Here is a 15,994-nt window from a genome sequence, read left to right as displayed (position 1 = left end):
CTATTCAAGCTCTATCTCTCAACGAAATTACTCTTCGTCCCCATCGTTGTTATTCTCTTCTTCATTAGAATCATTGTTACTTTCAGGGTTGTCTTCTTCATTGTTGTCTGTAGATGCTTCATCATTACTCGTGTCTGAATTTTCGGCACCTTCCCCAGAAGCAGGTTCATTTTGCTCTTCTTCATTAAAAGGATCTAATTCGTACTCTTCTAAATAACGATCTAGTTCACCTTGTAATTGATTCAGTTCTTCATCTCGTTCAGTTCCGCTTAAATCAGGATTATTTCTTACTTGATCACGATTCTGAATTAGTCCATGAATAATAAGTTGTGGATCATCGATATATTTCGCTTTCTCCAACGATTCCTCAAAGTTTCCTCTACCGTTATAAATCCAGTACAATAAATAATCCTGGTTACTATTTAAAGATACATTATTTAAAATAGAACTCTTCTGCTCATCTGGTAAGCTCTCTACCTGTATATAGGAATAAGCCAACATATATTTAGTTTGACTAGGGAAGTTTTCTGGATTTTCACCAGAAAGTGTAGTAATGACTCCATTGTAATTATTCCCTAAAAATTCTCCATACGCATCTAATTGTTTGTCTTGAAATGGGTGATTGATTAAAGCGTAATAAATAAGTGGAGCTGCTAACAGAACCGATACAATAATCATAATAATCGATAACTGTTTATATAAACGAAATCGCTTAGTAGGAACAAAGCTCATCGTTTTTTCTGTTTTTTCTTGTTCACGTTCATAGCTCTCTTTTAAAAATTCCTTTAAAGCTTTTATACTGGTTATTTGTTGAACTTTTTTTTCAAAATCAGTTTCATTCGCTTTCTCTAAGGAACCATAATAAAGCTGATCGAAGTTATATTTTTTGGAGAATAAAGCGATGACAAAGCATTTATACTGCTTTAGGAATGCTTCTTCTTGCATATGAAATGGTGGTACAACATCTCTTATGCCTCGATGAATAATAGACGGTAAATAATTATCGTCAAATACCACGTTTTCTGGATGAATGAAAAAAGTAATTCTAGAGGTTAAAAAACGATCTAGCTTTCCTACATTACACAAAATTCGCAATTTCTCATTCCGATTTAATTTTTGGATTTCTGCCCAAGACTTCCTTTTATGATAAAGCTGATAATCGAAATGAATGGTATCTTCTTCTTCCTTAATATCCATTGGCACGAAAAACTCCGAAGCCTGCAGCATTAAGTCCAACTGACGTATATTTTTCATTCTTGTTTGAGAAATTGGCAAAGATGTACGAACAGTATTTTTATCTTGCTTGAACGTATATGTAAAATTATCTATCTCTATTGTTTTTTCGTTCATTTTTTTAACTCCTTCACAAATATGCATAGAATATTAGATTTATAAAACTACTAGAATATCCCCATCAGCTACAGGATGGTCATCAATAAAATCGTCATCAGCAAGAACGATATTTTTAGTGACAATTTTTATAGATGACTTTGTATTCGTCCTTTCGATATTTAACGTTTCCATTACATTTAACAATAATTGTTTGACTGTTAATTGCGTTGGAATACGTAAATCATATACATATCCTCCAGATGCTTTTTGACGAAAATCCATTGTTATATTAATATGTGTTGTTTTCGGCATACTTCGACTCTCCTAATCTAATAATCTTTGCATTAAGACATACAAACCTCCACATAGAGCTACTGCAATACCAGCAAACGTCATCAAAATGATATTGCTTGAACTGGAACTAGATGATTCCTCTTCTGCATTACTGCTACTTGCTGCAACGGATTCATAATCAGATTGAAATAAGGAGTCTTTCACCTCTTGAATCGCTACATTCCCTTCCACATCTTCAGAAAATAAATTTTGCTCTATATATTCGATTTTATCTTCTTCCGCATTTACTTTTTCATTAATTTCTTGGGAAGTTTCCGAAGTGAAAAGGCTTGGGAATATTCTTTCTAGTTCTGTTTCTCGCATTTCATTTTTTTCATCTTTATCTTTAATTATTCGATCAATTTGCATTTGCAGACTTCCATCTTTTATAGAACCTGTTTCTGCTGATACTCCAATTGGAAGGAGTATCAGCAGAATCATGGAACTTACAAATGCCAAATTAACCAGCTTCAGCTTGGTTTTCATCGGTCATTTCTTCCTCTCTATCAGGTCGGTTGATAACCAATAGGTTTCCGAGTGCACCAATTAACAATAACATTAGTACGATGAATATTGCTCCACCGTAGTTAACAGTTCCTTCCACAATTCGAAGGAGGAATGTCTCCATATATTGCAGTGGAGATAACTTCTCTAATAATGGGAATGGCGCTGTACCAGAACCTAAAGCGTCTGTAAAGAATAAGTACAAACTAAATACAGCTAACAATAAGAACATTCCTATCATTTTTATCTGTCTTAGTAAATAAGTTGCAACAAGTAACATACCTGTTACCAATAAAGCCATAATAATGGTTAACTGTAACATATTGAGATCACTAATTGGTAAATAATAACTTGAAACAATACCAATGACAATACCTTCCAGTAACCCTATACCTACTGTAATTACCGTAATAGGCATATTCGTACCCATCAATGATGTTTCTGATGCAAATTGATCTAGACTTACTTTCTTCTGATTAATCGTCGAGATTACATAAGCTGTGAATAATACAACAATGAAGCTAATTAACACTAAGAAATACGGTGTAAATGTATTATTTTGTGTCGTAATTGTCCCTTCGTTACTCGTTTCTACTGGATTTGACAAGAAATCATATAAATTTTCATTTTGACGATCTCCGACACGACTATTTGCTAAAACACCCGTAAAATTCTCAATAAATGTTTCATCATTTTCTAGCTTATCGGTCATCTCGGTAGCAAGATTTTCAGCATTACTTACTAAATTCGTACCGCTTTGTTCAATCTCAGTTGCTTGATTATCGATATCTTCAAAAGTCTGATAAACATTTTCAGCTGTATTTAAGTTATTCGAAGCTTGATCTGCTAAGTTTTGACTAGAAGATAATATCGGCTGGAAGTCGCTTCCTAAAGTCATAACAGCACTCTGTTCACCTTCTGCACTCGCTTGAATATCATGTTGCTGTTCTAGTAAGGACATGGCCTCATCGCGCCAAGATTGTACGCCTTCAATAGTATCCGTAAGATTTGTATTTAAAACAGCTGCCCTTTCCCTTGCTTTTGCAACTTCCTCAGACAATTTAGCAGCGTCACGAATTGCTTGTTGAACACCAGCTTGATATCTATCTACCTGTGTTTTAAAGTTTGCAACTGGTGTTTTTAACTCTTGATTCATACTATTTACAATTTCTGAAGTTATAAAATCTATCATTAACTCGGATATTTCTACTTCATTGAAGAGATAGTAAAGAGATTCTCTTGTAGCAACATCTTTTAGATTTACATCTTCAGGCTCAGTATTTCTTGATAAACTATGAATATCATTACCAAAATAACTTTCAAATAGTGATTGTAGTTTTAGGTATCCTTCTATAGAATTACTTACCGTATTTATCAATGTAGTTGTTGTATCTCCTAAATCCTCAACTGGTGTCATTATTTTGTGAGATATAGTGTTGTTCTTAATGATCAGTTTCTCTGGTTCTTTAGGTAGTTCTTCTTCTGGATTTTCCTCTTCTGGTGCCTCTGGCTGTTCTTCTGGGTCACTTGGTTCTTCTGTTTCTACAGGGTCAGTTGTTTCATTAGCCCCCTCATTCTTTCCGCCTTCACCAGAGTTGTCATCGTCACTAGTTGGGTTATCTTCGCCTGTGGAATCACCTCCACCTGGTTTTCCTCCATCTGTTAGCGTTCCGCTTGAATCGTTCTTAGACATCTCTTCTTCGGTATTTATATTAAGAACTTGAGTAGAAGCAACTAATTGCAGATCTGACTGATGATAAGCAACATTTTCTGGTTTATCTACATCATCTAAATCTTCTTGTTTTAACTTCCAGGACCATTCAAGTGGTTTATAAAAATCAAATATTTCTTCCCCAGGTTCAGTATTAACTTTTATATTGACAGTAAAGGATCCGGCTCTATTTGCAGGTAATTGTACTCTACCATTTTCATCAATATATTCTGTGTAGTTTCCTTCCTCTTCACCAGGAAGTTGAATTCCTAAATATTGGAGATTAAATCCTTCTGGGATTTTAATGGTAAATATTTGACCCTCTTTTTCATTTTTGGGTAGCTCTACTGTATCTGATAATGTAATACCATTTTTAACTTGAGTGCGTAAACTTTCAATTTGATCTTTCAGAAATTTGCTACGGTCACCTTCAATTTCCACACTTTCAAATTCAGACCTGTATTGTTCTGTTACTCGAATAACATTTTTTATATCTTGTTCAAGGTCTTTTGGTAATCCTACATTTGAAAAGTCATCTTCATTTAACGAAGGTAATTGGCCAATAGCGTTATTAATATCTTCTAACGCAACTCCATCATGTTGTTGAAATAATTTATTAATATCAATATCATCTTCAGTAGAGTCTTCTAGAATTGACTCTATTTGATTTCTAATTGTATTTTCAAACTCTTCATTACCATTTTCTAGATAATTGTTCACATCACCTTGTAAAACAGATACCTGTTCAGATGAACGTTTTAAATAGTTTTGAAGTTTTAATGTAGCTGTGGCGATATTATCATTTGCAGGGTTGTTTTGAACTCTCACTACAGATGCTACTGAATTCTGACCACTATTATTCTGACCGGCAGCCAATTGCTGATTAATTTGATCATTAGCTGTTTGTAAATTACGTAACTTCTCATCTACTTCTGTTGCTCTCATACCCTGATTAAACTGACTAAACATGTCATTAAATGCAAGTAATTGAGATAAATTATTTTCTTTTAGTTCAACTACGTCTTCGATATTTGATACAAACGCTTCACCTTGCTCTGCTTCTTCCAATAATTGATTTTCATAAGACTCTATTAGTTCTTCAAAGCTACTAAAACTATTGGTAGAATGTTCCGTTTGATCTTTGATTGTATTGAACTGGTCCGTATATCCTGATAATGGTTGATGAACATTACTGTTGAAAGCATTAGTATGTAAGGCCTGTCTATCAACCATTGCACTTACATTATCCTGAGCATCTTGAAGATTTCCAATTACGCTTGCAAAATATACGTCAATAATACGTCGATTAAAATCATTTAATATATTGCTAGCCGTTTTTTCTGCTTCTTCTTTTATTCTTGCATTCTCTGATGCGTTTATTTTATATTGTAAAACAACTGGCTCTGGATCTTCTGCATTAATGTTTAATGATTTTTCGGAGAAATCATTGGGAATGACAACCATCATATCATATGTATTATTTTCTAAGCCGCTCTCTGCCACTCCACGACTAACCACAAACCATTCATGGTTATTGTTGCGATTAATCGATTGCGTAAATGCATCTCCAAAGGCCAAGTCTGTTCCATTAAATGTTGATCCTTGATCCTCATTAACAATTGCAATAGCCATCGTTTGTGTTCTATTTGGGTTTTCTGTCTCCGTTTCTTGATGTAACGATAAAAAAGATAACCCTGATGCCAATGCAACAATAAGAACCAGAAATAAGATCCACCGTTTATCTACTTTTTTCATTATTTCTCACTCCTGGTGATTAAAACTAATAATCTATTTAATAGTACATTACATGCACGTCGAAAGAATCAATACGAAAGTGTAAGAAAAGGCTACTAATCTTCTAAAAAAGCAGCCTTAAATAGTTCCAGGCATTAGACGAGCCACATAACCAATGTCATGCAGCTCACCCAAAAACCTTCTCTTAATCTACTACCTTATCTTAAACCGAAGTTTTGAGACAATTGCTCATCTTGTTGCGCAACCGCTTCAGCAGTTTTAATAAGTTGATTCTCAATGTCTAGCATAAGTTGTGAGAAGTCTTGTACTTTTGGCTTAAGTTCTTGGAATTGCATGTCAAACTTTTCAAAAGCACGGCCTTCCCATTCTCCGCGTAACTCATCTTGAAGACCTTGTAAATCTCTAAGTACTTGGTCAATTGTTTGTGAACTTTGTCCGTACCTCTTTGCCTTAGCCTGTAATTGCTCTGGACTCATACGAATTTGTCCTGCCATTTTGCTCATCTCCTCATATAATATTTTTTGCGAAGGTGCTCGCAGTTGATAAAATATTCATGTTACCTTCTCAAGTAAATCCTAAAGAAACGGGATTTTAATGTCAACGAACTATCTAAAGTTTTCCAAAAATTGAGTGATAAGTCCTAAAAAAACACGATGAATTATTTAAAATTTAAAATATACCAGTAAAAAAGACACCCCACCTTTCATCCAACGAAGGAACTATTTTCATACAATAGTAATTTTTTACTTGGTGAATATTTACCCATACCAAAAATAAATCAAACCTATATTTTCAAAAAAATTAATTATTTTTCAATTCTACGTACTGGTTTATTGACATATTTAAATAAATAAGTTAAATTACAAAAGGCGAACGTTTTATTGTTATTAAATAAAAATCATCCGTATTTAGGAGTGTATATTATGGAAAATGTATTTGATTATGAAGATATTCAACTAATACCCGCAAAATGTGTGGTAAATAGTAGATCAGAATGTGATACGACAGTAACTCTTGGTAAAAGAACATTTAAATTACCTGTTGTACCTGCTAATATGCAGACTATTATTGATGAAAAGATTGCTAGATATTTAGCTGAGGAAAATTATTTTTATATAATGCATCGTTTTGAACCCCAAAAACGAATGAATTTTATTAAAGATATGCATGAGAATAATTTATTCTCTTCTATAAGTGTTGGAGTAAAAACAGATGAATATGGATTTATCGAAGAATTAGCAGCTCAACAATTAGTTCCTGACTATATAACGATCGATATTGCACATGGTCATTCGGATGCAGTTATTAAAATGATCAAGCATATCAAAGAAAACTTACCTAGTTCTTTTGTTATTGCTGGTAATGTAGGAACTCCAGAAGCTGTACGTGAATTGGAAAATGCCGGTGCCGATGCTACAAAAGTTGGAATAGGCCCTGGAAAAGTGTGTATTACAAAAATTAAAACTGGTTTTGGCACAGGTGGATGGCAATTAGCTGCATTACGTTGGTGTGCAAAAGCAGCAAGTAAGCCCATTATTGCAGATGGCGGGATTCGTACACATGGTGACATAGCAAAATCAATTCGTTTTGGAGCTTCCATGGTAATGATAGGTTCATTGTTTGCTGGACATGAGGAATCACCGGGGGAAACAATTGAAAAAGACGGAAAAAAAATTAAAGAATATTTTGGTTCTGCATCAGAATTTCAAAAAGGTGAAAAGAAAAATGTAGAAGGTAAGAAAATGTATGTAGAGCATAAAGGCCCCCTTCAAGATACATTAACTGAAATGGAACAAGATCTTCAATCTTCCATTTCCTATGCAGGCGGTCAGCAATTAGAGGCTATTCGAAATGTAGATTATGTAGTTGTTAAGAATTCGATTTTTAATGGTGATAAAGTATTTTAATTTATTATCATATAAATAAAAAATCGCAGTTATCACCCAGTGATACTGCGATTTTTTATTACTAATGTTTTTAGAATCTTCCCGAACGAAAGATAGAATAAAGTAACCATAGGAACATCCCTATTGCCACGACAAATCCTATCTCAATTACAGGTAAGCTCCACAGATAAGAAGATTCTCCTGCTAAAGCTGATCCAATAATTAACCCTACCATAATAATACTGAATGCAAGCAATACAATGCTAAACGAAAGTCGATTACTTATCCGATCGAGTTTTCTTAAAAATGCTTCCACTCGCGAAACGGATATTTCTAATGGTAATTTTCCTCTGCGGATGACTTTATACAAATGATTAATATGATCCGGAAAATCCATTATTAAATCTTTATAATCTTCCGCTTGTTGGTATACCTCATCAGCTACTTTTTTGGGTTGATATTTTTCTTTTAATAATCTTTTTCCAAATGGTTCTGCGATTTTCACAATACTAATATCAGGATCTAGTCTTTCGACTGTCCCTTCAAGTGTTAATAGTGATTTACCTACTAAAGATAAGTCAGTTGGAATCCTTATTCCATGTGTGGTTGCTACACGGAATAAATCATTAATTGCTTCTCCAATACTTACTTGACTGAATGGGATATCGTAATATTTGTCTCTTAAATCATCAATATCTGCATACATATAGTCGGCATCAACATTCTCTGATACAATTCCCATTCGATAAATAGCTTTAATTATTGATTTTGTGTTTTGTCTCATTATAGCTACAATGAGCGACGATAAATGATCTTTCATTGACGATGTTAATCTCCCAACCATACCGAAATCCATGAAAAGAATTTTATGGTTGGGGAGAATCATTACATTACCAGGATGCGGATCCGCATGAAAGAATCCGTCGATAAGGATTTGCTGAAATTGCTTTTGAATTAATTTTTCTGCAATTAATTGTGGGTTGTAGCCTTCACGAACAAGCTTCTTATTCTCATCTAGTTTAATTCCTTTGATATATTCCATAGTGAGAACTTTTTCAGTTGTAAGGTTCCAATAAACATCAGGTACAACTACATCCTCATGTTTCTTAAATTGTTGTGCAATCCGATGTGCATTTCGCCCTTCTAATGTATAGTCTAACTCAGCAATTAACGAATTGGAAAATTCTTTTATAATTGCACTTAATTGATATTTTTTCGCCCATTCAAGCCTAGACTCTGCTAATTTTGCTATACTCATTAATATTTCCAAATCAGTATGTACTTTTTCTTCTAAATTTGGGCGTTGTATTTTAACAGCGACTTCTTGTCCTGATTGAAGTACCCCATAATGGACTTGCCCAATAGAAGCTGCAGCAATTGGATGTTCATCAAAAGATTTGAACACGGCGTTTATAGGTTCTTGTAATTCTCTACCTATTATTTCTTGCACATCAGAAAAAGAGAACGGCGCAACTTGATCCTGTAGTTTTTCTAGTTCTTCAATAATATTTTTTGGGATTAAATCTTGTCTTGTACTTGCAATTTGTCCAAGCTTTATAAATGTAGGACCTAATTCCTCTAAGAATAACCGTATTCTTTCACCAGTTGTTTTATTATGTACTTCTTTATCTCCTTGTTCAAATAAACGCTTTGGTAGGGAGGTAATCTTATGCAATCCTAACTCTCTTACAAAATACCCAAATCCATTTCTAGAAAAGGCAACAACAATTTCTCTATATCTTTGCATATGACGTATTCTTTTTTTAAAAATATCAATCCCTCCCTTGCTAACAATTTATTCATTCTTATTCTATACCCTATTATTACCATTTCATAACAAAAATCTTTTCTCTATTATATCGATAATTTAATAAAAATACTTAATTTTTAAGTAAAAATTAAGTATTTTTATATTTTTTACGTCAATTAATTAAACTCTATGTTAGTATTTCAATGGCATCCCTTATATAATAAAAAAGGAGGTGTTAAAATTTGGATAATAGAATTGGGCAGATTATAAAACATTATCGATTACAAGCCAATATGACCCAAGCAGAACTTGCAGATGGACTGATTTCCGTATCGTATTTGTCCAAGATTGAAAACGGCAATCAAATACCTCCAAGGGACATAGTTGAACTCCTCAGTCAACGATTAGACATACCTGTGGAGTTAATGAACCAAAGTAAGGATGAGCATGATAAGTTAATCGAAAATTGGATTGATTATTTACTTCGAGAAGACGTAGATAGTGCAACTAATATGTATGAAAATAGTATTAAGCAAATTTTAGAAATCACTAATTCTACCATTGATATTCCCATTGAATTACACAAATTCAGGTACTTCTTGTTATTACATGACTTAGATAAAGCAATGCAACAGTATCAACATCTAAATATGCAATCCAAAAAATTTAATGAAATGGAATTATATTATTGGTATAAATACTCAGGAATTTTTTGGGATCTGCAAGAATACCATTCTCGTGCATTACAATTATTTTTGAAAGCAGAAAAACATATGGATAAATTCGTTCTTCACGAACAAAAGGAGCACACAGATTTATATTATCGATTGGCTAAAGCAGCTTTTGCTTCAAAAGATTTACACAAAATTTTCCACTATAATAAAAAAGCATTAGAACTCTTTCGGAGTCGTTATTTATTAGAGGAGTGTTCAGAATCTCATTTGTTATTTTCCAATTACTTTCGACAAATACATGACTATACTCAAGCATGGAAATGTACCGAAATTGCAGAGGACATTGCTAGTAAGATAAATTGTCCCACTCTGCTCGCTAAATGCAATGAAAGCTATGGTTCCATAGAAATTGATCAACAACATTTCCAAGCAGGTATAGACTACTTGTTAAAAAGCTATGAACTTTGTATCCATAGTAATATGGAACAAAAAATAGGCCTCATACTCAAACTTATTAAAGTCTATTATATTCAAAATAGCTCTGATGAAGTTACAAAGTGGCTAGAACAAGTAATAATATCCGCACAAGAATTTTACGGGAATAAAATTAATAAACAAACACTTGATATTAAAATGTTAGAGCATCGGATTAACGAAACGAATCCCTATGCACTTGAATCTTTTATAAAAAAAGATATTATCCCATATTTTGAGGAAAGATCGTTACATTTTGAATTACAACTATATCTACGTCAGTTAGCAGATGCTTATTACTATCATCAACAATTTCAGTTAGCTGCTTATTATTATCAAATGTCCTTAAAGACGCATAACTACTTACCAATCTAAAAGACGCTATAAAGAAATTACGATTTTAAAGAGGATGGGACAAAATTATTTACCCAAAAAGATAAATCCAGATAAAAAGGTTTTGAAAACCCGCTTCAGAAATATACTCCGCTTATCCTAATGCGGCTGGTGAGCCTCCGGAAGCTTATGCATCAGAGTCTGCTCTTTAGTCTTCCTCTCATAGGAGTACTGTATATTTCTTACGCTTATTCTATCTCCATCCGTCTTTTGAGCAAAACTTTTTACTATATCCCAACCTCTTTTGAAATAAAATAATAGCATTGAGTAATTAAAATAGGAGAAATTGACAAGCACTTACGGAAGGAGCACTAGTGGAAAATTCCACTAGAAAAAGCATTTTTTGTAAAGTCTAATACCCCACTCCCGATAATCATCCTATTTTATATACTGCAATGCTATTTTATCTTAATCTTATGTTCTATTAATTTTTCTTTCTTTTACGTACAAAAATAGTTTTCAAAGATAATCCTATCATTAAGAATGTAGAAGGAATAATTATGGCAACTAAAATTAGTTGTTCATGTAAAAATGCTAAATAGATAAAAGGTATACTGTTCATGATCAACCATACATTCCAAGCTGATTGCTCTAAGGAAGTAATCAAGATAGGACCTAAGTATAAAACTATATTATAGATAAGTATAAGTGAAACAGACAAAAGATTATGCAGCATCGTTGGCTGTACTTTTAGTACAACCCCACCTAAAACATAGAGCACCATTAATATAACTAATGTCTGCGCAGCTTGACTAGTCTCAAAGCTGAGATCCATCGTAAAAGAAGCTATAATTAAAATTAAGAAATGTAAAAAAAAGGATGGTAAATTCATCACAACATATTTAATTACTTTTTCTTTCATGCTTATTTTTTCATTCATTATATACTACCTCAATTCTTTAAACCTTAGTAACCATCTTAAAGCAAATCTATTAACTAATCTAGCATTAGAAAGGGACTAAGTAATTAGTCCCTACCCATCATTTCTAGAACTCTTTAATTTTTGATCACGTTGATTTCTCTCTATAGCAAGTTCTATTAATTTCTCAATTAGTTCTCGATAAGAAACTCCACTTTCTTCCCATAATTTTGGATACATGCTTATTTTTGTAAAACCTGGAAGTGTATTTATTTCATTGATTACAATTTCATTGTCATTTGTTAAAAATACATCAACTCTTGCCAAGCCTTCACAATTCAATGCTTTAAAAGCTTGTAAAGCAATATGTTGTATATTCTCTACTACCGGATCTTCTAGTTTAGCAGGAATTTGAAGTATTGCCCCAGTTTCATCAATATATTTTGCTTCATAAGAGTAAAATTCTCCAGTTGGTAAAATTTCACCTGGTACAGAAGCTGCTGGTTTTTCATTGCCTAAAACAGCACACTCAATTTCCCTGCCTAGGATTGCTTCTTCAACAAGTAATTTGTGATCAAATTGAAAAGCATCATTAATTGCATAATAAAATTGTTCTTCGTTTTCTACTTTGTGAACACCAACTGACGAACCTTGGTTTGCTGGTTTAATAAACATTGGTAGTCCTAAGTCTTCTTTGAGACTTTCATAATTAATACTTTCCCTATCTACACTTCGATAAGCATACCCTTTTGCTACTTTTAATCCAGCGTCTTTCAATAGGCGCTTAGCTATATCTTTATCCATACTAATAGCAGAACCCAATACACTAGAGCCGACAAATGGAATGTTTGCCATTCGCAGCATTCCTTGTAAGCTTCCATCCTCCCCGAGTGTTCCATGGACAATTGGGAAAATTACATCTAACTGATCTACAGAAGTATCTGAATTTGAAGTAACTATCTGATTTTTTTCTGCTCCAGGAATAACGGCTATTCCTTCATTTGTTTTGTTTAATGAAATTAATTTAGGATCCTCTTCATTTATCAAGTAATGCGATCGATCATTCACATGCCAATTTCCTTGCTTATCAATTCCTAATAAGTATACCTCGTATTTATCTGAGTCAATTGCATCTACAATATTTTTAGCAGACTGCAAAGAAACCTCATGCTCTGCTGACTTACCACCAAATACAATACCAACTTTTTTCTTCATGTTATCCTCTCCTAACAAAACCAGCGATTAGTTCATACATATTTCTCTAATTTCATACTATGTAATGTACAAATTTTACTTGCATTGTATCGTTATTTTATCACAGACTACTCCATTTAGTGTTGTTTAATTTCATATTGCCCATTTTTTCCAACCAGGTAAAGTTGTGTATGTAAATAAGTTTACCGTGCTTCCCTTTGTACATAAATGAAGAGGTTGAGAAACACTTATTTAATCAACGGAAAACTTTGGGAGATCACCTAAAATACACTTTACTTTTTACAAGCTTAAGATAAACATCCTTTTACTAAACTTGGAATGCCACCTTCTGCACGAATTTAAGTATATTTTGTATGATAATCAACAGCATGGTTTTCCTATAATTAAATTACTTAGTGATCTCAACCTCAACATTCTATTAATATACTAATCTACAATACTGTATAAATAATTTATATCCTCATTAATTTCTACTACCGCCTCCTCCTCTATTATTCCTTCTTCACCTAAATGTTGAATAGTATTATCTAATCGTTCAAGGTGTCGCAGTAATTTATCTACATTATTGGTTTTATGATAATGCTTTAATACATTTATTTGTCCCGTTAATGCTGAGTGAATGCGTTGATCATGAAAAGCTGCTTGTCTTTCATAATAATCAATTAACCATTCCAATCCTTCAAAAGAAGTCGAATGATTCCCAGAGACCACTTCAATTTCTGCAATGACTGGCAAGTGATCAGAGGATTCCACATCATTTTGTACTTCTGCAGCTTTTACTTCCATACGTTTCGAGGCAAGTATATAATCAATTCGTCGATCTGGATTATCCGCCGGAAAGGTATTTCCATCTGTATCGTTCTCATTCCACACATCTACAAAATCTGTAAATAACGGACTTAACTCTGTAGCTTTAGACCTAGCATTCATGTCCCCTACAAGAATATTATAATTCCCTTCACTCATAATTTCTTGCATATCGGCAACTTGCATTTCACGTATAGTTGGGTCTGCCCGGTAGTCTAAATGGGTTACATAAAACATTACTTCAGCGCCTTCAACATTAATTTTCGCTTGTAAAAATCCAGGTTCAGCTGTTGGAGTAGGATTGGGAACTTGTGTAGATAACCTTGTGATATTTCTATTTTCTGCTTCTATTATTGGATATTTACTTAGAACTCCCACACCAAACTGCCTATTAGGATCACCTTCATTAACTGGTTCTAGATCATAGATTGGCGCAAAAAAGTATTCCATATCTAATCTACTCGCTAACTCCTCCATCATATGATCAAAATTACTTCTATATCCCCAATGAACATCAACTTCTTGTAGTCCAATTATATCCACATCTAAATCACTTATGGTATCAGCTAATCTCTCGATATTATATTCACCATCTAAACCGTTACCGGCAGCTACATTAAAAGTACCAACCTTTAAATCTATTCTCTCGATTGAACTGGAGTAAACAATTTCTACTGGAAAACTAACAATTACAAACAAACTTACAATAACAGCGGTGCTTAACCATCGAATCATTTTCAATGTGCTTCACCTCGTTAGATTTATTTCCATTGATAAATCATGTCTGTTGTTTCGGCACTTAAATCTTCATATGCTAGAGTAGACATCTTACCAGCTTGTAATTGTTGATCTAATAGTAATTGGAAGCTTTCCATATGCTTTGCCACTTTAGAAGCATCTTTTCTTTCCTCAAAGCGTTCTACTGCAGTCAAATGCATTTCAAATTTTCTCTTTGCATCATCTTGAATATCTCCTGACTCTGAATATGTTTCAATTAAATTATGGATATCTTCTACTTGTATCGTATAAAGTAGATACTCTCTACGTACATCTTTGAAATCATACAAGTCTTCTTCCCATTGATTTGCTAATTCTTCGACAGGTACGCCATTTTCAATTCCATCTCTAATCCAGCCATTTCCAATCAAATTATCAAAAAAAGAAATTCCATTACTATTCTCTGCTCTAAATTCAAAATCATCTGGATACGTATCATGCAACATTTGTACAACATGTAGTCCTGTTAAGATTGGGTCATACATCTCTTTATCTGTAATATGAATCTGAATACCATGACTCAAACTGCCACTATGCTTGGAGAACATCGGTGTAAACGATGCAGCACGAAACGTAACTCCTGGAAGATCCAGCCCATTTAATGAAGCAGCAAATTCTGTACTGTTCACAAAAGGTGCACCAATGAATTCAAACGGTTTAGTTGTCCCTCTACCTTCTGATACATTTGTCCCTTCAATTAATGCAGCTCCTGGATAGACAAAAGCTGTATCTTCGGTTGGCATGTTTGGTGAAGGTAGTACAAATTCTAAATCCGTATCTTCATAGTGCATTCCTCGTTTCCACCCTTCCATTTCTATTACTGTTAAATCTACATTTATATCAAATTCCCCATTAAAAAATGAAGCTAATTCGCCAACAGTCATTCCATGTCGCAACGGAATAGGATAATTCCCAACAAAAGAAGCATAATCTGGATCTAACACTGGACCTTCAACTTTATTACCACCTAAAGGGTTTGGACGATCAAGAACGATAAACTCCTTTTCATTCTCTGCTGCAGCCTCCATTGCATAGGCCATCGTATAAATATAGGTATAAAAACGAGCCCCTACATCCTGAATATCAAAAATTAATACATCAACATTTTCTAACATTTCTGGAGTGGGTTTCCTAGTCTCCCCATAAAGACTATATACAGGAAGTCCTGTTTGTTCATCAATATAGTATTCTACATATTCCCCTGCCTGTGCATCTCCACGAACCCCATGTTCTGGGCCATAAAGTGCTGTTAACTCTACATTCGGATCTTCGAAGAGACGGTCAACAATACTATTTAATTCCTGATCTACACCAGTTGGATTCGTAATCAATCCAACTCTTTTCCCTTCAATCAAGTCCATATGACTCTCTAATAACGTATCTACTCCTAATTCAATCACATGCTCATCGGGAGTTGTTTCATCTGCTGTCGTTGGCATCAGTAAATAAGTCATCGTTATCGCTACACCTAATACAACAATTAACATACTTGCTAGCACCCATCTTTTGTTCATCGACTTACAC

The 15,994-nt window shown here is 33.7% G+C and carries 12 protein-coding genes and 1 pseudogene; 2 read left to right on the top strand and 11 right to left on the bottom strand.

Translation table 11 applies throughout. The annotated features are described in order from the left end of the window. Window positions 1-27: 27 nt before the first annotated feature. From essB to C794_RS07145, 5 genes are all read right to left on the bottom strand, one after another. Window positions 28-1,350: a type VII secretion protein EssB gene (gene essB, locus C794_RS07165; protein WP_017796450.1), complete on the bottom strand. Its 1,323-nt coding sequence runs from the start codon at window positions 1,348-1,350 to the stop codon at window positions 28-30. Window positions 1,351-1,389: 39 nt separating this feature from the next. Next, on the bottom strand, window positions 1,390-1,644 hold the full coding sequence (locus C794_RS07160) for an EsaB/YukD family protein (protein WP_011065718.1): 255 nt from the start codon (window positions 1,642-1,644) through the stop codon (window positions 1,390-1,392). 12 nt (window positions 1,645-1,656) lie between these two features. After that, window positions 1,657-2,151 carry a type VII secretion protein EssA gene (gene essA, locus C794_RS07155; protein WP_017796449.1) on the bottom strand — a complete coding sequence of 165 codons (495 nt, stop codon included), beginning with the start codon at window positions 2,149-2,151 and terminating at the stop codon, window positions 1,657-1,659. Next, window positions 2,126-5,635 (bottom strand): type VII secretion protein EsaA, encoded by a 3,510-nt coding sequence (gene esaA / locus C794_RS07150; protein WP_017796448.1) that lies wholly within the window; start codon window positions 5,633-5,635, stop codon window positions 2,126-2,128. The genes essA and esaA overlap by 26 nt, the downstream gene beginning before the upstream one ends. A 197-nt stretch (window positions 5,636-5,832) precedes the next feature. After that, a complete protein-coding gene (locus C794_RS07145) occupies window positions 5,833-6,129 on the bottom strand; it encodes a WXG100 family type VII secretion target (RefSeq protein ID WP_017796447.1) in 297 nt (98 codons plus the stop codon). 429 nt (window positions 6,130-6,558) lie between these two features. Between C794_RS07145 and guaC the strand changes: the two genes are divergently transcribed. Continuing rightward, window positions 6,559-7,542, top strand: coding sequence for a GMP reductase (gene guaC / locus C794_RS07140; RefSeq protein WP_017796446.1), 984 nt, complete (start codon window positions 6,559-6,561; stop codon window positions 7,540-7,542). 70 nt (window positions 7,543-7,612) lie between these two features. On the opposite strand, the gene C794_RS07135 is transcribed toward guaC, so the two are convergent. After that, window positions 7,613-9,268, bottom strand: coding sequence for an ABC1 kinase family protein (locus C794_RS07135; protein ID WP_017796445.1), 1,656 nt, complete (start codon window positions 9,266-9,268; stop codon window positions 7,613-7,615). A gap of 245 nt (window positions 9,269-9,513) precedes the next feature. On the opposite strand from C794_RS07135, the gene C794_RS07130 reads away from it, so the two are divergent. Next, window positions 9,514-10,794 (top strand): helix-turn-helix domain-containing protein, encoded by a 1,281-nt coding sequence (locus C794_RS07130; RefSeq protein ID WP_017796444.1) that lies wholly within the window; start codon window positions 9,514-9,516, stop codon window positions 10,792-10,794. A 442-nt stretch (window positions 10,795-11,236) separates the two neighbouring features. Here the strand turns inward: C794_RS07130 and C794_RS07125 are convergent, their stop codons facing one another. From C794_RS07125 to C794_RS07110, 5 genes and pseudogenes are all read right to left on the bottom strand, one after another. Next, window positions 11,237-11,692: a hypothetical protein gene (locus C794_RS07125; protein ID WP_017796443.1), complete on the bottom strand. Its 456-nt coding sequence runs from the start codon at window positions 11,690-11,692 to the stop codon at window positions 11,237-11,239. Window positions 11,693-11,785: 93 nt separating this feature from the next. After that, window positions 11,786-12,886 carry a D-alanine--D-alanine ligase gene (gene ddlA / locus C794_RS07120; protein WP_017796442.1) on the bottom strand — a complete coding sequence of 367 codons (1,101 nt, stop codon included), beginning with the start codon at window positions 12,884-12,886 and terminating at the stop codon, window positions 11,786-11,788. A gap of 426 nt (window positions 12,887-13,312) precedes the next feature. Next, entirely contained in the window at window positions 13,313-14,428 is a 1,116-nt protein-coding gene (locus tag C794_RS07115) for an endonuclease/exonuclease/phosphatase family protein (protein WP_230199339.1), read from the bottom strand. 26 nt (window positions 14,429-14,454) lie between these two features. Then, the gene (locus C794_RS21365; protein WP_397351693.1) at window positions 14,455-14,700 is read right to left on the bottom strand and encodes an FIMAH domain-containing protein; all 246 of its coding nucleotides are present in this window, start codon (window positions 14,698-14,700) and stop codon (window positions 14,455-14,457) included. A gap of 18 nt (window positions 14,701-14,718) precedes the next feature. Then, window positions 14,719-15,924 (bottom strand): annotated as a pseudogene (locus C794_RS07110) (exo-beta-N-acetylmuramidase NamZ family protein); the annotation flags it as partial. Between the last annotated feature and the right edge of the window lie 70 nt (window positions 15,925-15,994).

The organism is Oceanobacillus kimchii X50, assembly GCF_000340475.1.
Lineage (GTDB): Bacteria > Bacillota > Bacilli > Bacillales > Amphibacillaceae > Oceanobacillus > Oceanobacillus kimchii.
Note: the sequence above shows the minus strand (reverse complement) of the source record. Positions and strands in the feature narration are given on the sequence as shown.